Annotated in this window: 26 protein-coding genes; 21 read left to right on the top strand and 5 right to left on the bottom strand. The window is 53.9% G+C overall.

Going from position 1 to position 21,194, the window contains the following annotated elements; genetic code table 11:
- Window positions 1–12: 12 nt before the first annotated feature.
- From VSQ30_RS12155 to VSQ30_RS12120, 8 genes are all read left to right on the top strand, one after another.
- Window positions 13–738, top strand: a complete 726-nt coding sequence (locus VSQ30_RS12155) for a LytR/AlgR family response regulator transcription factor (RefSeq protein WP_334464335.1) — start codon at window positions 13–15, stop codon at window positions 736–738.
- Window positions 735–2,114 (top strand): sensor histidine kinase, encoded by a 1,380-nt coding sequence (locus VSQ30_RS12150; RefSeq protein WP_334464334.1) that lies wholly within the window; start codon window positions 735–737, stop codon window positions 2,112–2,114. The genes VSQ30_RS12155 and VSQ30_RS12150 overlap by 4 nt, the downstream gene beginning before the upstream one ends.
- A gap of 134 nt (window positions 2,115–2,248) precedes the next feature.
- Window positions 2,249–2,884 (top strand): DUF6033 family protein, encoded by a 636-nt coding sequence (locus tag VSQ30_RS12145; protein ID WP_334464332.1) that lies wholly within the window; start codon window positions 2,249–2,251, stop codon window positions 2,882–2,884.
- 19 nt (window positions 2,885–2,903) lie between these two features.
- Window positions 2,904–3,911 (top strand): hypothetical protein, encoded by a 1,008-nt coding sequence (locus tag VSQ30_RS12140; RefSeq protein WP_334464330.1) that lies wholly within the window; start codon window positions 2,904–2,906, stop codon window positions 3,909–3,911.
- Between the two features lie 277 nt (window positions 3,912–4,188).
- Window positions 4,189–4,467: a hypothetical protein gene (locus tag VSQ30_RS12135; protein WP_334464328.1), complete on the top strand. Its 279-nt coding sequence runs from the start codon at window positions 4,189–4,191 to the stop codon at window positions 4,465–4,467.
- Between the two features lie 111 nt (window positions 4,468–4,578).
- On the top strand, window positions 4,579–4,773 hold the full coding sequence (locus tag VSQ30_RS12130; RefSeq protein ID WP_334464327.1) for a hypothetical protein: 195 nt from the start codon (window positions 4,579–4,581) through the stop codon (window positions 4,771–4,773).
- A gap of 182 nt (window positions 4,774–4,955) precedes the next feature.
- Window positions 4,956–5,531, top strand: a complete 576-nt coding sequence (locus VSQ30_RS12125; protein ID WP_334464326.1) for a hypothetical protein — start codon at window positions 4,956–4,958, stop codon at window positions 5,529–5,531.
- 255 nt (window positions 5,532–5,786) lie between these two features.
- On the top strand, window positions 5,787–6,506 hold the full coding sequence (locus tag VSQ30_RS12120) for a LytR/AlgR family response regulator transcription factor (RefSeq protein WP_334464325.1): 720 nt from the start codon (window positions 5,787–5,789) through the stop codon (window positions 6,504–6,506).
- A gap of 78 nt (window positions 6,507–6,584) precedes the next feature.
- Here the strand turns inward: VSQ30_RS12120 and VSQ30_RS12115 are convergent, their stop codons facing one another.
- The 3 genes from VSQ30_RS12115 to VSQ30_RS12105 are packed head-to-tail and all read right to left on the bottom strand — an operon-like array spanning window position 6,585 to window position 8,087.
- Window positions 6,585–7,238: a sensor histidine kinase gene (locus VSQ30_RS12115; protein WP_334464324.1), complete on the bottom strand. Its 654-nt coding sequence runs from the start codon at window positions 7,236–7,238 to the stop codon at window positions 6,585–6,587.
- Between the two features lie 30 nt (window positions 7,239–7,268).
- A complete protein-coding gene (locus tag VSQ30_RS12110; RefSeq protein WP_334464322.1) occupies window positions 7,269–7,664 on the bottom strand; it encodes a hypothetical protein in 396 nt (131 codons plus the stop codon).
- A 57-nt stretch (window positions 7,665–7,721) separates the two neighbouring features.
- The gene (locus VSQ30_RS12105; protein ID WP_334464321.1) at window positions 7,722–8,087 is read right to left on the bottom strand and encodes a hypothetical protein; all 366 of its coding nucleotides are present in this window, start codon (window positions 8,085–8,087) and stop codon (window positions 7,722–7,724) included.
- A 44-nt stretch (window positions 8,088–8,131) separates the two neighbouring features.
- Between VSQ30_RS12105 and VSQ30_RS12100 the strand changes: the two genes are divergently transcribed.
- Window positions 8,132–8,293: a hypothetical protein gene (locus VSQ30_RS12100; protein ID WP_334464320.1), complete on the top strand. Its 162-nt coding sequence runs from the start codon at window positions 8,132–8,134 to the stop codon at window positions 8,291–8,293.
- A gap of 4 nt (window positions 8,294–8,297) precedes the next feature.
- Here the strand turns inward: VSQ30_RS12100 and VSQ30_RS12095 are convergent, their stop codons facing one another.
- Entirely contained in the window at window positions 8,298–9,014 is a 717-nt protein-coding gene (locus VSQ30_RS12095; RefSeq protein ID WP_334464319.1) for a YoaK family protein, read from the bottom strand.
- 44 nt (window positions 9,015–9,058) lie between these two features.
- On the opposite strand from VSQ30_RS12095, the gene VSQ30_RS12090 reads away from it, so the two are divergent.
- The 3 genes from VSQ30_RS12090 to VSQ30_RS12080 all read left to right on the top strand — a co-directional run bounded on the left by VSQ30_RS12090 (window position 9,059) and on the right by VSQ30_RS12080 (window position 11,668).
- The gene (locus VSQ30_RS12090; RefSeq protein ID WP_334464864.1) at window positions 9,059–10,162 is read left to right on the top strand and encodes an MATE family efflux transporter; all 1,104 of its coding nucleotides are present in this window, start codon (window positions 9,059–9,061) and stop codon (window positions 10,160–10,162) included.
- 100 nt (window positions 10,163–10,262) lie between these two features.
- On the top strand, window positions 10,263–11,363 hold the full coding sequence (locus tag VSQ30_RS12085; RefSeq protein WP_334464318.1) for an MATE family efflux transporter: 1,101 nt from the start codon (window positions 10,263–10,265) through the stop codon (window positions 11,361–11,363).
- Window positions 11,363–11,668: a hypothetical protein gene (locus tag VSQ30_RS12080; protein WP_334464317.1), complete on the top strand. Its 306-nt coding sequence runs from the start codon at window positions 11,363–11,365 to the stop codon at window positions 11,666–11,668. The genes VSQ30_RS12085 and VSQ30_RS12080 overlap by 1 nt, the downstream gene beginning before the upstream one ends.
- A 4-nt stretch (window positions 11,669–11,672) precedes the next feature.
- Here the strand turns inward: VSQ30_RS12080 and VSQ30_RS12075 are convergent, their stop codons facing one another.
- Window positions 11,673–12,419, bottom strand: coding sequence for a helix-turn-helix domain-containing protein (locus tag VSQ30_RS12075; RefSeq protein ID WP_334464316.1), 747 nt, complete (start codon window positions 12,417–12,419; stop codon window positions 11,673–11,675).
- Between the two features lie 155 nt (window positions 12,420–12,574).
- Here VSQ30_RS12075 and VSQ30_RS12070 point away from each other — a divergent pair, with 155 nt between their 5' ends.
- From VSQ30_RS12070 to VSQ30_RS12030, 9 genes are all read left to right on the top strand, one after another.
- Complete coding sequence (locus tag VSQ30_RS12070) at window positions 12,575–12,766, top strand: hypothetical protein (protein ID WP_334464315.1); 192 nt, start codon at window positions 12,575–12,577, stop codon at window positions 12,764–12,766.
- 71 nt (window positions 12,767–12,837) lie between these two features.
- Window positions 12,838–13,692, top strand: coding sequence for an aldo/keto reductase (locus VSQ30_RS12065; protein ID WP_334464314.1), 855 nt, complete (start codon window positions 12,838–12,840; stop codon window positions 13,690–13,692).
- A 356-nt stretch (window positions 13,693–14,048) separates the two neighbouring features.
- Window positions 14,049–14,453, top strand: coding sequence for a DUF8626 domain-containing protein (locus VSQ30_RS12060; RefSeq protein WP_334464313.1), 405 nt, complete (start codon window positions 14,049–14,051; stop codon window positions 14,451–14,453).
- Window positions 14,454–14,604: 151 nt separating this feature from the next.
- Window positions 14,605–15,165, top strand: a complete 561-nt coding sequence (locus VSQ30_RS12055) for a Fic family protein (RefSeq protein WP_334464312.1) — start codon at window positions 14,605–14,607, stop codon at window positions 15,163–15,165.
- A 640-nt stretch (window positions 15,166–15,805) separates the two neighbouring features.
- Window positions 15,806–16,153 carry a plasmid mobilization protein gene (locus VSQ30_RS12050; RefSeq protein WP_172538555.1) on the top strand — a complete coding sequence of 116 codons (348 nt, stop codon included), beginning with the start codon at window positions 15,806–15,808 and terminating at the stop codon, window positions 16,151–16,153.
- Between the two features lie 332 nt (window positions 16,154–16,485).
- Complete coding sequence (locus tag VSQ30_RS12045) at window positions 16,486–16,845, top strand: BlaI/MecI/CopY family transcriptional regulator (protein WP_016324176.1); 360 nt, start codon at window positions 16,486–16,488, stop codon at window positions 16,843–16,845.
- A gap of 10 nt (window positions 16,846–16,855) precedes the next feature.
- On the top strand, window positions 16,856–18,145 hold the full coding sequence (locus tag VSQ30_RS12040) for a M56 family metallopeptidase (RefSeq protein WP_334464310.1): 1,290 nt from the start codon (window positions 16,856–16,858) through the stop codon (window positions 18,143–18,145).
- Between the two features lie 454 nt (window positions 18,146–18,599).
- Window positions 18,600–19,019: an RNA polymerase sigma factor gene (locus VSQ30_RS12035; RefSeq protein WP_160208267.1), complete on the top strand. Its 420-nt coding sequence runs from the start codon at window positions 18,600–18,602 to the stop codon at window positions 19,017–19,019.
- 560 nt (window positions 19,020–19,579) lie between these two features.
- Window positions 19,580–21,085, top strand: coding sequence for a recombinase family protein (locus VSQ30_RS12030; RefSeq protein ID WP_334464306.1), 1,506 nt, complete (start codon window positions 19,580–19,582; stop codon window positions 21,083–21,085).
- The last annotated feature ends 109 nt before the right edge of the window (window positions 21,086–21,194 follow it).

Raw genomic sequence — 21,194 nt, 5'->3', positions numbered from 1 at the left:
AGGAATATCGCCATGATGAGAATATCAATTTGTGATGATGAAGCCCCCACCCGCGCCTACCTTACGTCCCTGATCCGGGCACAGGACTGCCCCTGTGAGGTCGTGGAGTACGCCTCCGCCAGTGACTGCCTCGCAGACCACCGGGGAATTGACCTGCTCTTTCTGGACATTGAGCTGAACGCCACCGGCCCGGACGGTATGGGGCTGGCTCGGAAGATCAGGGAACAGTCAGCCGTAACACAGCCGGTCATTATCTTTGTGACCGGCTATGAGCGGTATGTGTTCGACGCCTTTGACGTGGGTGCGTTCCAATATCTGCTGAAGCCGGTGGACGAGGAAAAGTTTGCCCAGGTCTTTGCCCGTGCTGTGAAACAGATCGAGGCGGGCCGTGTTCAGCCGCAGCTTTCCCATGCGCTCACGCTTCAATCTGCTGGCACCAGCCGAACCGTACCGCTGGACAGCATTTATTACATTGAAAGCAGCAATCATAAGGTAGTCCTGCGTCTGAAAGACGGAGAATTTTCCTGCTACGCGAAAATCCGGGACTTGGAGGCGGAGCTGGGCGATCAGTTCTGCCGTGTCCACAAGGGTTATCTTGTTAATCTCGCCTATGTGGAGGGGTACAGCAAGACGGAGCTAACGCTGACCAACGGGGAAAAGCTGTTGATCTCCAAATACAAGTATCAGGACTTCGTGAAAGCCTACCTCCGCTTTGTGAAAAGGGGGGCTGGGCTATGAGCGAGACAGGATTTCGGATATTCAATCAGGCATTTTCCGCTGGGGCGGAATTGACATACGCCGCCCTGCTCACTGCCTTTTTCCGGCCTTTCGTTCCCCAGGACAAACGGCGGCGCGGCCTGCCCCTTGTTTTTTTCGTCTACATTCTTTTTGAGATCGTCTGCAACCGGGCGGCGCTGCCCCAAGGTTCCTTTGGGCTGATCCTGATGATGCTGCTGCTGGCAGTATCCAGGTGGATCGGTCTGGAAAAGTCGTCTGTGTTTCTCCTGGCGCTGCTCTATTTCAACGCCAGGATTTCCAGCGGCCTAATGGTGCAAAGCCTGTACTTCATCGTGGAGCGGTCGCTGCCCTTCCAACTGGAACCGCCAGAGGCCGTCTTTCTCCGGGCCGCTTTTCTGGTTATGCTGTTCCTGGTGTCCCATGCCGCTCTGCTGGCCGTCATGCTCTATGCCCTCCAGCATCAAGTGAGAAAACAGCGAATGACGCTCCAACGGCGGGAACTGTGCTATATCAGCTTAGTGCCAACGGCGGGGATTCTGTTCGGACAGGTGATCTCCCGGCTGCTCATCGAGTTCAAGGACGGCGTTCTGTTCCAACTCTATGAGCGCCACCCGGCGTTTTTGGCGGTAGTGCCGGTGCTGGCCCTGCTGTTCTACGCCGGGGCCTGGCTGACCATCGCTTTTCAGCAGGGGATGGCGGCGCTCCGGGAGGAACAGGCCACACACTACATGGAATACCAGCAGACACAGGCGATTCGTGCGCGTATCCATGAGGCGGAACAGTTCTACACCCGTATCCGTGGACTGAAACACGAAATGCGGGGCCACCTGACCAACATCAAGGGGCTGGCGCAGAGCGGCGAATATGCCAGTCTGGAGGACTATATCGCCAAAATGGACGAGAGTATGAGCGGCTTTGAGCTAACGCTCCAGACGGGCAACCCGGTCACGGATGTGATTGTCAACGATATTCGGCGGCGGAGCCTTGACCTGGGCATCTGTTTCCAGGCGGAGTTCCATTACCCCGATCCGGGGGCCTATGATGCCTTTGATGTGGGTATCATCCTTCAAAATCTACTGCAAAACGCGGTGGAGGCTTGCGAGAAGGTGGGCGAGGGGGAACGGTTTATTGTGCTGACTGGAAAGAGAAAAGGACGTTTCTTTCTGATAGAGGTCAAAAACTCTTTTTCGGGTGAGGTGGTATTTGGGCAGGATGGCTTGCCTGTCACAACGAAACAGGAGGATGCCCCCATGCACGGCATCGGCCTTGCCAACGTGCGCCGGGAGGCGGAGAAGTATATGGGAGAATTGGAGCTGAAAGCAGTTCAGCAGGAATTTTCCGCAACGGTTCTATTGCAGGAAAGGAGTAATTTATGAGCGGCATGATTGATTGCAGATATTTGAACAGGGTGTATAGTCCCCTACCCGAAAACCGCACTGTTCGGAGCAGGTTGGCGCGGACTTCCAGTTTTCTGGATATGGCTTCGAGGGTTGGCAGAGGCACGGCTGACGTGCTGGAAATCAGCAGCAGGCCAGAAGTCACCAACGAGGGCGAAACATCAAATGTTGATGCTTACAAGAAACACCTGGAAAACAAATACGGACAGGTTACGATTCAGAGCGTCGGAAAAGACCAAGCCAGCCTTCAAAAAGCGGGCGGTCGCATGAACGGCAACAGCGTTGTGATTGCGCCCAACATTTTAGAGGATATGGCGAATGACCCGGAAAAGGCAGCATATTATGAGCAGAAGATTGATAATTTTTTCAATGCTACTCCAAGATTGAAAGCACAGTTCGCTACCCAGGGCCTTAACTATGAGCCTTGTGGCGTGGTGATCCATGAGGATGGAAGTGTGACCTATATTGGCGGCTGTGGCGATTCCCCAGAGCGCGTGGCCGAGGTAAACAGGATCAACGCGGAAAAGGCAAAGAAAAAAGCGGAACAGTCGCGGCAGTACCAGGAGCAGGCCGCAGCAGCGGCGGCACAGCGCAGGGCCATGTGGGAGCGCACCGCAGGGGCGGAGGTATTGGAAAAATCCTTTTCCAATATCGGTGATCTGCTGAAAACGCGGATGGTATCTGCCCCCGCTATCACGCCGGAGATTTCTTTACCAGCAGGAGCAAATATGTTTTTCCTCAATATGTAATGTCGGGAAGGGTGATACAATGAGCAATACGATTCAACCGGGTTACGGGGCGCAGATATACAGCGCCCCCGCAAAGGCCCGTGAAACAAAGCGGGCGGGGACGCAGGGCAGCAGCTTCATGGATATGGCGGCACAGGCCAGCAGAAGCAGGGCTGACACGTTCACCACCGGCCTGGGCGGTCTGGCAGGCATGGCGGCAATGCCCACCAGCCTGATGATGGATTTGGCGGTTCGGTCTGGCGGACAGGTGCAGGCCGGGGGAACGGAGGCGGTGGAGGCCCCCTCTCTGGAAACCATGCTGAAAGCGAAATATCCCAACATCCACTACCACGTTTTTGACGCCAGCAGCGGTTATTGGCGCACCCGAAACGACTATCCCCACTACCTGCTGTACCAGGATGGGGACAAGGCAAAGGAAACGCTGGAGAATTGGCAGCCCACCGGGGCCAATCCCTTCTACGGCTCCATAGACGGCAGGTTTACCGCTCCCAAGGAGATTCACGCCCTGGGCAACGTCCCGCCTGGGAGCAAAGCTGTGGTCATTCATCCCAAGGTGCAGGAGCGCATGGAGCAAGACCCGGCCTATGCCCAGGAGATTTTTGCCAAAATCGACACATGGTTTGCCTTTGACGTGGCGCGGAACGAGGCCATTATGCCCGGTAGTACCTGGGATATGTCCCAGGCCGTTGCCATCGGGGAGGACGGGAACATCTGTAATGCCTGTTCCTCCAGCGCAGGCGGGGAGATCACCTACTCCAAGAGCGGTTCTGACGATGAAGAAAGCTGGTGGGATTTGCGTATGGCCCGCCACGCCGAGTTTATGAAGCTGGCGGTGGAAAAACAGATTGAGCGCCACATACAAGCATCTCAACTGGCCGCGTCCGCTGCGGCAAAATCCCAGCTTGCCTCCATGCTGACGGGCGGGAACCTGCGGGAGATTTTCGGCAGCGAGATTGCCGGTATTCCCACCGAAACCGTTCTGGCGATCACGCAGTCCCAGGTTTGGGGCGGCGGCGCGATTTTGTGATAATCCCTCTCAGATAAAGCGGAAGGACAAGGCTCAAATAATGGGCCTTGTCCTTCCGCTTTTTGTTCAGATAACCATAGCAGTCTGTTGCCCTTTATATGTTGGGTCTAAGCTCGCCTTTTCCTGTTCGGTAAGATCGTCCCAAGTAATCTCAGGTTCACCATATTTCATATAGAGCCAGTAACAACGCCGTAAACAACGAGGACATTACTTATACGGGGCTTTACAACATGGCCCGGAATATGGGCATAGGCGTGGTGTAAAGGGGGCGCACAGGATGCAGATAAAGCTTGAACGCCGCCAGCCGGTGAGTTTCTACCACAGGCAGGAGAGGCGGCGGCTTTGGGAATGTATCCCGGTGGCCGCCATAGTGAAATACACAGCCCTGACCCTCGTGGGGGTGCTGGTGTTCCGGGCCGGACAGGCCCGCGCCCTGGCTGAGCGTGGCTATGAAGCGCTGGGCGGCGAGGTGTTTGCCCTGTTCCTTCCAGGCTTTTACTGGATGGTATCGCGGGTTATCCGGGATGCGCTGGACATGAGGGGCGGGGGAAAATGATAGTTGAAACTACAAGGGGCCTATGCCCCTCCTTAATGCGGCTGCCCTTTGGGGCAACGGTCACAAGCCCGTATAACGCAGAGTGAGGATAAAGACAAGGAGGCGGGGACGATGGCATGTAACTGGCCCTACACCTGCAGCAGGTGCGAGAAAGCCAATAAGCTGCTGGAAACAGGCGGGCGGGCCTGCTGCACCTGCCAATTTTGGGGGCTGGACATCGACTCCCCCGTGTGCTGGGAGAAAATGCAGATCATGCTGCCCTGCAAGGTATGTGGGGAATGGGAAAGGAGGCCAGCGTGGAATTGAAGCCATGCCCCTTTTGCAGGGGTGCAGCTGTAATAAGCAGCGAGTGGGCTATGGGCCAGTTGTGCGCATATAACGTATATTTTGCCGTGTGTACACGGTGCGGGTGCAGGACAGGCTTGCGTGTTTTGAGGTTATGATTGGCTTAATCAATCATAACCTTTTCTTTTTTCGGGGGTATTGGTATGGTATTTGACAATGGGACATGGTGGCTGGTGGTGCTGCTTTTGGGGTTTGCGACCGGGGCCTTGATATATCTGCTGAAACGCTCCCTTTTCGGGCGGGTGGATAAGCTGGATGAGTCTGTCAAAAGGCTGGATGAAAGCACGGTAAAAAAGGAGCCGTATGAAAAAGAAAAGGATAAGCTCCAGAGGGGCATTGAGCGCATAGAGCGGGACTACACCCCGCGCAGTGTACATGATAAATCCTATGATGAGTTAAAGTCAGATATAAAGACCATCATGCAGACGTATTTGACAAAAGATGATTTTATCCGGGAATTTTCCAAGATGGATAGAAAAATAGACAACCGGCTGGGCAACCTGCAGAGCCTGCTCGGCGGTGAAGGGGTGGCCGAGGACGAGTTCCTGGACAGTGTAAACTTTCTGGCATCTGAGGGCTATATCCATTTGCGGCTGATTTCTACACGGGAGCCCGCGCTGCTGGCAGACCATGAATACACTGAGCTGGAGGCAAAGCTTACCAGCCGGGGCAAGCGCCTTTTGAAAGGCGGCATAGAGGACAACATGATCGAGGTATAGAGAGGTAGGCATATGGGCAAAAAGGGCGCAAACCGAAAGCACAGCAAAATAGACGGGCTAGACCCCTCGCTGCGGGAAGCGGTGGAGCAGATGCTTTTGTCCAATGCCACCTATGGGTGTTTCGCCTCCTCTCTATGGATTTTCTTCATGGTTTCTCTATCGGAGCTGGTCTTCCCCCACTCTCCGTGCAAGGATACTTTGACGTTAGAAAAACAGTGTGCTATAATATCCCTTGAATGAAAGGGGGGGATGCCTGTGTACCGGGTTGCCATCTGTGATGATGAACCACACGCCGCAGAGCAGAATGAAGCCATGCTCTGCCATATCCTGGAGGACAGGAGCCTGAAACGCGATATTGATTATTCTGCCCATTGTTTTTCCTCCCCTGTGCCTTTGCTTGCACAGATGGAAAAACAACCGTCTGCCTTTCACCTGCTCCTGCTGGACATTAAACTGGAAAATGACAATGGACTTTCCCTTGCCGCGCATCTGCGGAAAATAGACGCGGACTGCTCCATTATCTATATCACTGCTTACCGGGATTATGTTTTCGACTGCTTTGACATCCGCCCGCTCCACTACCTGCTCAAACCAGTAGACCAGGAAAAGCTGGCAAAGGTAATCGGGCGGGACCTGGAGGAAAATTACCACCCGGAACAGATCAAGCTCATGGCGGATGGCTGCTGGCAGACAGTGGATGCCCGGAACATCCTCTATGCAGAAGCCGCCAGCCATAAATCCGCCGTCCACCAGCAAGGGGGAAAGGTTCTGTATATCAACCAGAACTTTTCCGACCTGCTCCCACGCCTGAATGGGAAACGGTTCTGCCGCATCCATTTCAGCATCCTTGTGAATCTGGAACACGTTTATCGCCTGACGGACAGCGCCCTCACACTGGATGATGGCAGGGAGCTTCCCGTCAGCCGCTCCCGGCAGAAAGAAGTCAAAAGACAGTATATCGCTTTCATCAAATAAAAAACCAGCCCTTACCGATTTTGCAAAAGGGCTGGTTTTTTATTTTTATCCCATGATCCGGTTTTACAAAAAGCCCCGTCATTCTTCCGGCATCTGCAAAGCTGTGGCGGCAGAAAACATTCCATCCGGAAATTCCAGCAGCAGCTCGCTCTGATATTTCTGTGCCACGGCCTGCACTGCTTTCAGGCCGAAGCCGTGAACCGTCCTGTCCGCCTTTGTCGTGTGGCACAGGCCGGTTTTTTCATCATATTTTACCGGGCCAAACCGGGGATTCTCCACGCCGATATACAGATGCGCTCCCCGGATGTGTATGCTGACCCGCAGCCATTTTTCCGCCCCTGCGGGTGCAAGGGCGTTGGCATCCAGGGCATTTTGCAGCAGGTTCATCAAAACAGTGCAAAGTTCCGTATCTGGAAACGGCAGCGTTTCCGGCGCGCTCACCTCATGCTCCACTTTAATCCCCTGCTTCTGTGCGCGGGCCAGGATCATGGTCAGGACTGCGTTGATAGCCGGATGTGCAACGTATACCATAGCAGGAACCGCCTCCACATCCGACAGCAGGCCGTCCAGATATGCTTCCAGCCTGTCCCATGCCCCGGCCTGGGACAGCTTTTGCAGGACGGTATAGTAATTTACGGTTTCATGCCGCATTTTTCGGAGGGACTCGTCGCTCTCCTGAACCGCCGCAAGCTGTTCCTGGGCCATGCTTTCCCGCGCGGCCAGCACCTGCATCTGTGTTTCCCGCGCAGCCAGAAAGCGAAGCTAGGACAATACACTCACCAGAAAACAAAGCAATAACAGAAAGGCGCTCCACCAGTACAGCGGGAAGTCTGGCTGATGCCAGGCAATTTCTGAAAAGAGCCACTGCATATAGGATAGCAGCCCGCCGCCGCACAGCCCGGACAGCAGGCTCGCCACCCCGATTCCTACGACGGATAACAAAAGCCCTGGCAGGAACAGACGGAATACCTGGTTTTCATCCCGGTATTCCAGTACGGCGCACACTACAAGCGCCGCCACGGTCAAATAGAACACTTCCCCCATCCGGGAGCCGATCATGGAGAACGCAGGAACCACCGTCTGAAACCCCGCTACTACAAAATAAGCCAGCCCTGGCAGAATGGCGAAGGGCAGGAACAGCTTCCGCCATTTTTTCATATGCAGCAGCAAAAACAGCGGCGGGAGGGCGAACAGCGCCGCCCTGGACAGGCAAAGTCACAGCCCATAAATTTCCGGGGGAAGGATATACCCGCCCCGGCTTTGTGCATGGAAATAAAATGCCTGGGACAGCGCCGCAAAACCAAGCAGCAGAACCGGCCAGTCACAGTGTCCCTCTGCCAGCCCAAAGAAAAACAGCCCAAGGACAAGCAGCGACACCACGGCAAAAACGGCTGCCGGGAGTGTGCTTTTCGCCGTATAAGCCCGGTCAGTTTCTCTCGTTACGCCGCTGTCCGTGAGGTACAAAAGCGGGAGCGGCTCCTCTGCTTCCTTTGCCGTTTCCAATGTCAACATTTTTCCCGCACAGTCTTTCGGCAGCATAAAGACGGCATTGCCCAGCGTTTTCCCGTCCCATGCCTCCATACGCCCTACGGAAAGCGTTTCTTATTTCAGGCAGATTGGCGCTAATGTCAAAAGCGTTGTCGTTTAGGGCTGAAAGCAAAATGCTGGGGCAAGATAGCGTACCATTCAAAAACGGTTACGTTATCTCACCCAGCAAACTGCAGGCCAGCAAAGGGATGATACAGGAAGAAGAAAATAGCATGCAGATGGCCGGGCTGGCCATGTAAAATTTTAGTGCCCGGAGGGTTTGCGGTCTAGGGCATCGTGTTCGGAACCCAGGTCGGCCCGGATTAGTTTAACAAGCACAATGCCCATGGGAACCAGAGTAATCCAAATGGCCTTTTCCGCCATGGCAGCGCAGAGGGAAGTCAGCAGGGCCGCGCCCACAAAGAAGCAGGCTACCATCCCCAGATGAATAAGCCCACGGCGAAGGGCTGTGCTGTCTTTTTTGCGCAGCGCCTTGGCAAAGCCCACCCCCACCTGCCGGATATGGTTGGTACAGAAGGTGGTGGCCATGGGGATACCCTCGGCTTGGCGGAAGGTGTTGTACTGCATGGACGCTAAAAAGTTGATGATGACCTGGACGATCTGGTGTGGCACAGTCAGCGGGACGAAGCCCAGAAGGAACAGCGCCGCTGTCTCTACTATTATAAGGTATGTATCCCAGCGGAGGAAGCCCAGCTTTTTAACCGGCGACGGCAGAATCTCCGATACAAACGCCCCCAGCAGGTACGCCGCGAAGGGGATCAGGTAGTATAGCCCGCCTGCCCAATCGCCTTTGCCAAAGGACATGCCCATGACGAGGATATTGGCCGTCTGGGCGTTGCAGAACACCCCGCCCCGCAGGAGGTAGGTGTAGGCCCCCATCATCCCGGCACTGGTCATGAGCAAGGCGTAGACCATCTTCTGCTCGCAGACAAGATACCCGTCCTTTTTTGAATCCTTCATAGAAAACCACTTCCCGCTTCTCGTTTTCAAATCCATTATAAAGGATCGGAGGAAGAAAGACAAGCAGAGAAGCCGAGCGCTTTCTGGGCAACAGCTTTGCCATGCTGCTGATCACCTCTGTCATTATTACCATCACCATTTTAGCGGGCAAAGCGCCTATCCTGCGGCTGTTCGGCGCCAGTGAGGCCACCATGCCCTTTGCCGACCAGTATATGTCGATTTACTGCCTGGGCACCATTTTCGTCCAATTAACCGTGGGCATGAACTACTACATCACCACCCAGGGCTTTGCCGCCACCGCTATGGTCACTACCATGCTGGGCGGGGTACTGAACATCGTCCTCGACCCCATTTTCATGTTCGGCCTGCATATGGGCGTGGCGGGCGCGGCTCTGGCCACCGTCTTGAGCCAGATGGCTTCGTTTGTTTGGGTGCTTATGTTCCTGTTTGGCAAAAAGACCGCCTTGCGCATCCGCCCCAAAAACATGCGGCCCAACTGGGCTATCCTCAAGCGCATCATGCTCCTGGGCGCGGCCCCGTGCTTCATGAGCGCCTCTGAGGGCGTCCTGCACATCTGCTTCAACAACCAGGTACTGGCCTGCGGCGGGGACGTGGCGGTCAGCGCCATGACAATTTTATTTACCATGTTCCAGGTGGTGCTGCTGCCCATCGAGGGAATTGCCCAGGGTTCCCAGCCCATCATCAGCTATAACTACGGCGCAAAGACATATAGCCGTGTGCGGGAAACCGTCTCTCTGGCCCTGAAAGCGGCTACCATCCTGGCTGTGGTCATGGGCTTCACGGTGGTGGGCTTGCCGGAGATCTTCATCCGTATCTTTAACTCCGACCCCCAGCTCATCGAAACCGGTGCGCCCATGCTGCGGCTCTATATGGCGGTGATGTTCCTCCATGGACCCAACTGCACCTTCCAGCAGACCTATAACTCCTTGGGCGAGGGCAAGAAATCCTTCTTCTTCGCCTTCTACCGCAAAATCATTTTGCTGATCCCCCTCTTGTACATACTGCCCGCCTTGCTCCCCGCTTGGGGCGTGATGTCCGTGATTCTGGCAGAGCCTATTTCCGACACGCTGACGGCCCTGGCCAACGCGGTTTACTTCCGGGCCTTTATGCGAAAGAAGCTGGGGTGATCTGGTGAAAAATATTCACACCCCGGAAAAAGTTTTCCATGTGCAGCCCACCAAACTGGCGCTATAATCGTTTCAACATCCAACAGGAGGAAGAATCCCCATGACGGAATCCAAATCAGACCGCAAGGCCCGCCAGCAGCTCTTAACAGAGGGCAAGCCCTATAAGAAAATAATCGCCTTCACCGTCCCTATTTTGATTGGCAGCCTGTTCCAGCAGCTATACAATATGGCGGACGCGCTGATTGTCAGCCGCACCCTGGGGGTGCAGGCTTTCGCCGGGGTGAGCAGCACTGGCAGCATCACCTTCCTGATTTTGGGCTTTGCCCAAGGCCTGACCGCCGGGCTGGCTGTCCAGATCTCCCAGAGCTTCGGCGCCGGGGATGCTCAAGCCGTCAAACGCCACTATGTACATAACCTGGTAATCAGCATCTCCGTGACAGCTATTCTCACCGCTCTAAGCCTGCTGGGTGCCGGCTGGCTTCTGCACATCATGCAGACCCCATCAGACATTTCAGGCTATGCCCGCCGCTACATCCGGGTAATCTTCGGCGGTATGGCAGCATCCATGTTCTATAACTTTTTTGCTAACACCCTCCGGGCCCTGGGGGACAGCAAGTCCCCGTTGTATTTCTTGTTCGTGGCCTCGGGGCTCAATATTGTGCTGGACCTGGTGCTGATTCTCTGCACTCCCTTGGGCGCGGCGGGGGCGGCCTGGGCCACGGTGATCTCCCAAGGTGTCTCGGCGCTGCTGTGTCTCGTCCTCATCTTGAAAAAGGTGGAAGTCCTGTCCCTCAAGGGCTACCATGAAAAGCTGCAGATGACCGTCATTTTTCAGAACCTGCGGCTGGGCCTGCCCATGGCGTTCCAGTCCTCCATTACCGCCATCGGCACCATTTTCATGACCTACGCCACTAACCGCATGGGCAGCTTGGCTGTGGCGGCTTACGCAGCAGGCAATAAGAACGATGGCATCGCCGTAGAGCCTTTGCGCTCCCTAGGGCTAACCATGATCGCCTATACAGGCCAGAACTACGGTGCGGGCAAGCACAAGCGTATCCTCCAGGGTGTGCGGCAGAGCGTCCTTTTATTGCCGCGCTCTTGTCCCTGGTTTTGGGCCTCACGATGTTTTTCGGCGGCCGCGGGCTTGCCTACATTTTCCTGGGTACCCACGATGAAGAAGTCCTGGGCCGCACGGCGCTGATGCTCCTGGTTCACGGCGTGTGCTACATGATTTTGGCGCTGCTGTTCCTCTGCCGCTTCACCGTCCAGGGCTTGGGCCAGACCCTGATGCCCACCCTGGCGGGGGTGATGGAACTGGTGATACGCACAATAGCGGCGTTCCTGCTGGTGCCGAAGCTGGAGTTTTTGGGGGCCGCTATTGCAACGCCACTTTCCTGGCTGGGGGCGCTGGCGCCGGTGGCTGTAGCTTGGTTTCTGGCGGCAGGGAAGCTGAAAAAGTGTTCATCCGGCACAAAGGCCGCTGTGCTGGAACCTGAAGAATGCTAATCGTTTATTCGCCCTTTATCCGATAATTTTTCTCCCGATAAGCCTTAGGCGTGTCTCCGTTATGCTTCTTGAACGCCCGGGTAAAATGGCTCTGAGAGCTGAATGCCAGAATAGAACTGATCTCTGAATAGCTATAGTCCGAGTATTTCAGCATATTCCGTGCGGCTTCCATTTTCTTTTCCATGATATAGGCGGTGATGGAAATTCCCATTTCCTTCTTAAACAGAGTAGAAAGATAACTGGGGCTTAGGCCAGCTTCCTCCGCCAACTCCTCTACAGAAATCTGGCGGTACAAGTTATTATAGATGAAGTCCAGGCACAAGGCGACGGGTTTGGAGTAGGCTTTTCGCTTGTCCAGCGCCGCTACCTCTTTGACGTAGAAGTTGAACATATCCTCATTGAGTTTTTTCAGCTCGTCAATGGTCTGCAGGCGGTCCATTTTCTGGATATACAGGTCACTGATGTTATAGGCCCGCTCGGCTTCCAGGCCAACCTCCATAGCGGCGCGGCTGGTCAGGGTGGCAGAGGCTACCGTCAGGTATTTGTAATTGCGCACCGGATCCTCTGACACCTTCCCCGGCAGGCCGGAAAAGAGGATGCGCACGTGCTCCTGGGCCGCCCGTGGGTCGCCTGCCCGCAGAAGGGCATATTGGTATTCGTCCTCGTCCAGCGTATGGTGCCGGTTGTCCGTTTCGCGGTTCAGGTATTCCATATAGCGCAAGGCTTTTTCGTTTACGAGATGCTGGGACATGGAGACAACTCCTTTTTGGAAAAACTGTAAGTATCCCAAAAATTGTACCACCAACCGAAGGAATGTGCAATACTGGCGTGTGTAAATTTGGTATACTAGTGGCACAATCAAGGAAACAAACCAAACACAAACGGAATTTACAGGAGGAATTTATTATGAAAAACCTGAGCATGATCAGCAAGCCCCAGACTGGCTACAACGTGAAGAAAGCCAACGCAAAAAAAGCTCGCGCCCATGCCAGCCGCGCCCGACAGAGTTCTTACGAGCGGTTCATGAGTGAGCACGGCGGTGCGGATATCCGCTATATCGGCGTACAGGGCGGCGCTGTGCCCCAGCCCAGAATCTAAATCGAAAAAGTATCAGGCCGTGAAACCCTCACGGCCTTTACTTTATAGATAACAAAACAGGAGGAAAACCTATGCTTTATCGGACTTTACCCCATGGCGGGGAAAAAATCGAAGCGTCCGTGGAAATGCATCTGTGCAAACTGAAAACGGATTACATGGACTTTGGGTTTATCCATTGCATCGATCAACAGGCCGAACTGGACAAGGCTTTGCAGGGCGGGATACTGGAGATGGTGCAGAAATACAAACAACAGGGCAAGGTGCGGCATATCGGCTTTTCCTCCCATAACCCCGCCATGGTACACAAGGTGTTGGACATACACATCGTGGATATGGTGATGTTCAGCATCAACCCGGCCTACGACTACACAGATAAGGAAGAATATGGCATCGGCACAGTCGGGGAGCGCATGGCCCTTTACCGCCGCTGTGAGCAGGAAGGCGTGGGTATTTCTGTTATGAAGCCCTATGGCGGTGGGCGGCTGCTGGACGGCAGGCGCACGCCCTTCCCCTTTGCCCTGACGCCCTGCCAGTGCATCCAGTATGCCCTGGACAAGCCGGGCGTGTTGTCGATACTGCCGGGCATCGGCAACCGGGACAGGCTGAAGGAGTATCTTGATTTCCTGGGATCCTCTATGGAAGAACGGGATTACTCCTGTCTGGGTGAAGTCTCCCCGGCGGAGGAGGTGGGCGCTTGTGTCTACTGCAACCACTGCGCGCCCTGCCCCGCTGGGATAGATGTGGGACTGGTTAATAAATACTATGACCTTGCCAAAGCAGGCGACCAGATGGCTGTGGAACATTACCGGAACCTCTCCCGGCACGCCGGAGACTGTACAAGCTGCGGGTACTGTGACGGGAGATGCCAGTTCAAAGTGAAGCAATCGGCAAGGATGAAAGAAATCAAGGAATATTTTGAAATTTGACGCTGTTCCAAAAAGAGGCGCCACAGAACGGGGAAATGTGCAATACAAGGGAAGAGGAAACTGTTATGATTTTTTCGATATATGCAGGAAAGATCACAATGGGAAAGCCAAAACCTGCAAAACAATACTTGAGCTATTCGTGTATACCCAGGGACAAAAAGGGGGTATTTTGCGACGGAAAAAAGCGGGCTTTTGAAAGGCTGCTTGTACATACTTGTACGAGTCAGCCTTTTTCTTTTGCCATGCATTTTTGAATATGGACACGCTTTACGCAGGAGCAAGGGTGTCAGCACATAATTTGCGTCTATGACAGATTTAGAATGACACATTGCCGTTCCCCACCCTCTGATCTGATTTTGACTTATCAACACCAAACTCTGGATGGGTGTCCCACCCTTTCCCCGGAACAGATTGAAAAGCTGGAAACCGATATGATTAACGGCTGGCACCTGGAGGACAAGCCCTATCCCACCTGGGTTCTGTCCAACAGCAGCGTGGAAATACGCCGGGTCAAGGGGCGCATTTCGTCTCTGACAGCGCATAAGACCGCCCACTATGAAGGGTGGGAATTTGATGGCGGTCATATAGAGGCCAATACCGAAGATAATCGTTTGCAGATTTTCTTTGATGAGAAGCCTGATGCGGATACCCGTGCCGCGCTGAAAAGCAACGGCTTTCGCTGGTCGCCTAACGCGGGCGCGTGGCAGCGGCAGTTAAACAATAACGCACTATATGCAGCAAAGCATCTGGATTTCCTATAGCCTGTGAGCGATGAGGGCCCCTCCGAAGATAGGCAGGATGAGTTGGAGCAGGAGGATGGCGGGATGCAGATGCTCTGACTCTTTCAAAAAAAGGTAGATTTCCACAACAGGCAGTGGTATAATAAGCAAAACGGCTGATGGAGGTGGACGCGTGGATCATGGGCGGCTTTATGAAAAGCGGGAGCGGCTTCACAGGCTGCTCTCAGGAATCCCCGGTGACGTCCTGGACAAATTCGACCGGGCCTTTGAAATTGAATACACCCACAACTCCACCGCCATCGAGGGCAATACCCTGACGCTCATTCAGACCAAGGCCATTCTGGAGGACGGCCTATCCATAGGCGGCAAGACCTTGCGGGAGATTTACGAGGTCACCAACCATGCCCGCGCATTCTCATATATAAAGGAGTGCGTGGCAGCTGGCAAGCCGTTGGACGAGTCCATCATGAAGGAGATCCACGCCCGGCTGATGGAGAATATCCAGGTGGGCGGCGTGTACCGGAATTTGGAAGTGCGCATCAGCGGCACCAGCCACAAGCCACCCCTGCCCAGCGAAATATATTGGCAGGTGAAAGAATTCTTTGCGGCTCTCCCGGAAAAAGCGGAGCTGGACTCCATAGAATCAGCCGTCTGGACACACGCGGAATTCGTGCGCATCCATCCTTTTTCAGATGGGAATGTAACACAGAGACACTCGCAGAAAGCGGCGTAACAGCGGCAAACTGCTTTGTATATAAAAAATTAGTTAAAGTATATTATCTTCTCTTGACAAGGGGAAACAGAAACTAATAACATAATGGGCTGTCAACCTTACGCAAAACACTGCTTTCGCTAAAAACGAAGCGGTGTTTTTGTATGCGTTCTGGACACCGTGACCAGAAGCGCTCCCGCCCGTTTTCTCCGTTCCGTCCACGGAGGCTCTGCCGGATTTATCCCCCGTCGCCGCGCCACCCATAGCACAGCCGGGGCTGCCTGTCAAGGGCAAAGCCGCCGCTGCGCGGCGGTGCTCCGCACCCTTGACTGGCTGTCCCGGTTGTGCTACCTCCCAAGGCGCGACGGGGGATATATCCTCCAGAGCCGCCCCCTTTCCCTGGATAGGGAAAGGGCGGGGGGATAGGGTCGAACCGCTTCTTCTCAAATCGCTATCTTTCCACGGCTGATATGTGGACAATTGGCAATTTCAACGCCTTGCCCCGCAAGGGTTTCCGGCCTTGGTTTCATAGGGGCTGGTATAGTATCATTCCCCAGGCCCGATTTATCGGGATACTGTCAACAATTTGAATTTATGGGAGGTATCTATGAACGGTAAAAAATCAACGTTTTGCAGCCCCCAAAGTCCGTCAACTGTGGTTGTGGGAAAGAAACGTGTTCGGAACACGCTGCTCCATGTTTGGCTGTCTCCAGATGAACGGGCAAAAATCCAGGAGCGCATGGCGGATGTGGGTATCCGCAACCTTTCAGCCTATGTGCGGAAAATGGCCCTCAACGGCTATGTGCTCCACGTTGACCTCGCTCCCGTCAAAGACATTGTTTCTCTGCAAAGGCGGTGTGCGAATAACCTCAATCAAATCGCGGTCCGAGCGAATATCAACGGCGGGGTTTACCCGGATGAAATCAAGGCCCTGCAAAAAGATTATGCGGACTTATGGGGGCCGCTTTCCGAACTGCTGGAGAGGCTTTCGGAAGTGGTTGCGCTGTAAGCGCGTAAGGCCCAGGAGCAAAGCGACGGGCCACAGACAGGGAGGCCTCTGGACACGGTGTCCAGAGGCCTCCGGCGGGTTTGGGGTGCAACCTCAACAAGCATTTTCGCAAGGCGAAAATGGTGAGTGTGTTGACACTCGCCCTGCTTGCCGTTTAGCGCGTCCTCCGGAAACGGTGCAAAAATGGAGTAGTGCTTTTAGCGTGTGATAACCATTCACAAGGTTTATCCAAATTTTATTTTTAAGACCAAAGTAGTATTGACAAGCAATTAAGACTGTGGTAGTATATGAGCGTAGCCACTACCACAGTCTTAAAAAGGAGGTGTTACCAAATGGACATTAAGCTGTTTGCTTCTGAACTGAAAGTGATGTCCGTCCTTTGGCGCGATGGCGACGTTCCCGCGAAACATATCGCCAAACTGCTGACCGAGGAATTGGGCTGGAATGTAAATACCACCTATACCCTGATTAAGCGTTGCATTAAAAAGGGGGCTATTGAACGCTCCGAACCCGGTTTCATATGTCATGCGCTTGTACCGCAGGCGGAAGTACAGGAGGCGGAAACAAACGAGCTGATTGACAGGGTATATGACGGCTCTGCCGACAAGCTGTTCGCGGCTTTGCTGGGGCGAAAAAAACTGAGTGCCGAGCAAATTGAAAAGCTGAAACAGATTGTTGGGGATTTGGAATGAGGTGGTGCAAATGAGCCTATTGCAAATGAGCTTTGCGGGGGCCGTGATGATTTTGGCAATCACCATCATACGCGCCCTGGCGATCAGCTTACTGCCCAAAAAGACTTTCCTGGCACTTTGGGGGATAGCGGTTGCGCGGCTGTTGCTCCCGTTCTCACTCCCCTCCACGTTCAGCGTATATTCGCTGATAGGCAGTCAAACTTCCGGGATTGCCGCAACAAAAGTCCCACAGATTGACAAGGTATTGCCGATTGATACGATAGGGCAAATGGCTACTATGCCCGGTGATATTGGCAATACCACAAGTACCGTTTCTATTTGGGGAGCTGTTTGGGCCGCTGGTACACTGATCTGCGCTATGGTTTTTGTAGTAGCGTATTGGAAGTGCCGACAGGAATTTCAAACTTCCCTGCCGGTGAAAAACGACTTCATCAAAAACTGGCTGAACGCCCACCAACTGAAACGTCCGATTTCTATTCGACAGTCCAGCCGGTTTTCTGCTCCGCTGACTTACGGCGTATTCCGTCCCGTGATTTTAATGCCCATATCCACTGATTGGGAAAACACAAAGTTGCAATATGTTTTGGCGCATGAGTATGTGCATATCCGGCGTTTTGACAGCATCACAAAATTGGTGTTGATTGCGGCGCTGTGTGTGCATTGGTTCAACCCCTTGGTTTGGGTGATGTATATTCTTGCTAACCGGGATATTGAGCTATCCTGCGATGAGGCGGTTGTCCGCCTTTTCGGGGAAACAACAAAGGCGGCTTATGCGCGGGCGCTGATCAGCATGGAAGAAACAAAAAGCGGCTTTGCTCCACTGTGCAACAATTTCAACAAAAATGCGATAGAAGAAAGGATAACAGCAATTATGAAATTCAAAAAGGCATCAATTTTCTCGCTCGCTCTGGCCCTGGCCTTGGTTGTCGGTGTAACTACTGCCTTTGCAACCTCCGCTATTGCTACGGCTACTGACAATACGAGCAATATTCCCTCTGAGCTGACAAATCCGGCCTATGATGACGCAGCATTGGTGCGTGATAATATCAATGCTGTACCGCCCGGCGTAACTGGAAATCAGGATAAAAATGAAACCGTAATTCCTGAAAAGTATATGGACATGGATGGTGCGCTCAATTATGAACTTGGAGAGGAACCCGAAGATTTGAACGCCCCCGCCAATGTAGCAAATACTACTTTGCTTTCAGTCAGCCACGATGACGAGCGTAAACATACCCCGGAAGAATGGGCAAAAATCCTCGACCTGATTGACGAGGGCAAGGTGTTTTGGGAAGATTGACCTGAGCTTTCAACCGAGCAAACACGGCATAATAAAAAAACCGTTGTTTTGGCGGCTGAAAACTGGTGCGCCCTAAACAGAAAATAAGAGCCTTGCAGCGGTTTTGAAATAACAAATTTCAAAGCCGCCGCTTTCTTTTGAAAAAATGGAAAACGGAGGGTGTGTTAAAGTCGCCCATTTTTAAGGACACGGCGGTATCCGGGAGGTATCGTCATGTCCTTTTCTTATAGTTTGCTGTCAAAAAAAGCCCACCCTCTCTAAAGGGAAGCCCTGGCCATAACTGCGAAAATTGTAATATCCTGTCGCCCCGGTACGTCCGTATAGCCTTGCGCTATGCGGGCGTTTTTCTATCCAGGCGGTGCTTCTGGACACCGTGTCCAGAGGCCCGCTGCCGCTCCCCGCCCCTCCATTTCGATCTGTCCCTTTCCGCCCCGTATCGAAATGGAGGTTACATATGACGACCATCAAATTGAATAACTACTACCCCCACCTGACCGAGTGCATCACCCTGGAAGTATCGGAGGAGATCGCCGTGACCCTCTCCATTGGAGGCCGTATGTGCGACAGCTACAAGCGGCGCAAGCGGGAGCATGACGAGTGCTCCCTGGACGCTGACCCCGGCTTTGAGCCGGATGTGATGTTCCCGCCCCTGACCCCGGAGGAAATCATTCTGGACGAGGAAAACCGTTCTGTCCTCTACGCCGCTCTTGACCAGCTCCCGCCCATCCAGGCCCGGAGAGTGTATGCCCATTATATCTTGGGCAAGAAGAAGTCCGAGATTGCCAGGGCCGAAAATGTGGAGGGGAGTGCCGTTTGCGACAGTATCCGCCGGGGCCTGAAAAATCTCTCTGAACTTTTGAAAAATTTTCATTGAGGGGTATCCGAAATCGCCTAAAAACCGCCTGATAGGTAAGGAGGCTTATACGCTTTTTGAGGACAACTGAATATACAGTATTCCAGGCACAAAACCCGTGTGATGAGCGACGAAAGGCGCGCCGCCAGGACAGCCCGCTTGAGGAGGTGACAAAAGCGGGTCGAGCGATTAACGCAAGCCTTTGACCCGGCCCTGGCAAGCCGGGCGCGACGACAGCGCGGGGGACAATGAAACTTGCTCACGCCCTCCCATGGACTTGCGGGGGAGCTTCGCAATCCTGCGGAGCTATGACAGCCGGAGCCGCCGGCGGCCTGGGATGCTCCCCTGTGCCGGGGTGCGTGGCAAATACGGCGCAAGCATTTATCAATTATAGATCGAAATGGATTGATCCCTGCTGGCCTCTGGACACCGTGACCAGATGTGGAGCAAGGTTGAAAGGCAGCACTTTTTCGGGTGCTGTCTTTCTGCGTTCCCCCACATCCTTGTGATTTGGGGCTGTCTTTGGTATAATATACTTGTAAAGGTTGACAGCTCCATTCCGACACGGAAAGGAGCCGACAATGGAAAATCGCATTGACGCTATCTACACGAGACAGTCTGTGGACCGTAAAGACAGTATCAGCATTGAAAGTCAAATCGAGTTTTGCAAGTACGAACTGCGGGGAGGGAATTTCAAGGACTACAAGGACAAGGGGTTTTCCGGTAAGAACACGGACCGCCCCCGCTTCCAGGAGCTTATGGCTGACATCAAGCGGGGCCTGATCCGCCGGGTGGTAGTTTACAAGCTGGACCGTATCAGCCGTTCTATTCTGGACTTCGCCACTATGATGGAGCTGTTCCAGCAATACAACGTGGAGTTCGTTTCCTCTACGGAAAAGTTTGATACTTCCACCCCCATGGGCCGGGCTATGCTGAATATCTGCATTGTGTTTGCCCAGCTTGAACGGGAAACAATCCAGAAGCGGGTAACGGACGCCTACTATTCCCGTTGCCAGCGTGGTTTCCACATGAGCGGCGCGGCCCCCTACGGCTTCAAGCTGGAGCCCACCACCATCCAGGGTATCCGCACGAAAATGATGATTCCGGACCCCGACACGGCAAATATCGCCCGGTTGATGTTTGAAATGTACGCCGAGCCGTCCACGTCATTCGGAGATATTGCCCGGTACTTCGCCCAGGAGGGCATACTGGTGTATGACAAGGAGCTGCGCCGGGGCTTCATTTCTCAAATGCTCCGCAACCCCATTTACGCCCAGGCGGACCTGGAGCTGTACGAGTTCTTCAAGGGGCAGGGGGCCGTGGTGGTGAACGAGGCGGCGGACTTCGCCGGGACCAACGGCTGCTATCTCTACCAGGGCCGGGATGTGCAGGAACGAAAAAACAAGGAACTGAAAAATCAGATCCTTGTACTGGCCCCCAGCGAGGGCATTGTTCCCGCCGATACCTGGCTGCGGTGCAGGAAAAAGCTGATGGCGAACATCACATTCCAGGGTGGGCGCAAACCGAAAAATACCTGGCTGGCCGGAAAGATGAAGTGCGGCCACTGTGGACGGGCGCTGAAAAGCCTGGGCAACCGGGCGGGGACCCAATACCTCTATTGTACCAAGCGGGCGGACAATATGAGCTGCGAGGGCTGCGGGACGCTTCGGACGGCGGAGTTTGAGCAGTTTGTCTATGAGGCCATGGTACATAAGCTCTCCGAGTTTCAGACGTTGACCGCCAAGGCCGAAACAGTCAACCCCAAGCTGACCGCTCTGAATGTGGAGCTGGCCCAGGTGGAGGACGAGATTGAAAAGCTGCTGAACACCCTGACCGGGGCCAGCGCGGTTTTGATGTCCTACGCCAACGGGAAGATCGAGGAGCTGGACGCCCGCCGTCAAGGGCTGATAAAGGAGATCGCCGCGCTGAACGCTGAAAGCGTCTCCCCGCAAAAGATTGAATACCTGTCCTCCCACCTGGGGAATTGGGACAACATCGACTTCGACGACCGGCGGCAGGTGGCCGACATTATTCTCTCCCAGGTCCACGCCACGGCTGACCGTGTGTCGTTTGAGTGGAAAATCTGATTTCTAATTCCTAGCGCCCTATTCAATGGTGTGTTTACCTTTGTCAAGCGTTGCTAGGAAGATTGTTGGAGAAAATGTGATTGATGAGCAGAAAAAGACAGAGAGATTG

The organism is Acutalibacter sp. JLR.KK004, assembly GCF_036941085.1.
Lineage (GTDB): Bacteria > Bacillota > Clostridia > Oscillospirales > Acutalibacteraceae > Acutalibacter.
The sequence above is the reverse complement of the archived record's forward strand: the minus strand, read 5'-3'. Positions and strand labels throughout refer to the sequence as shown.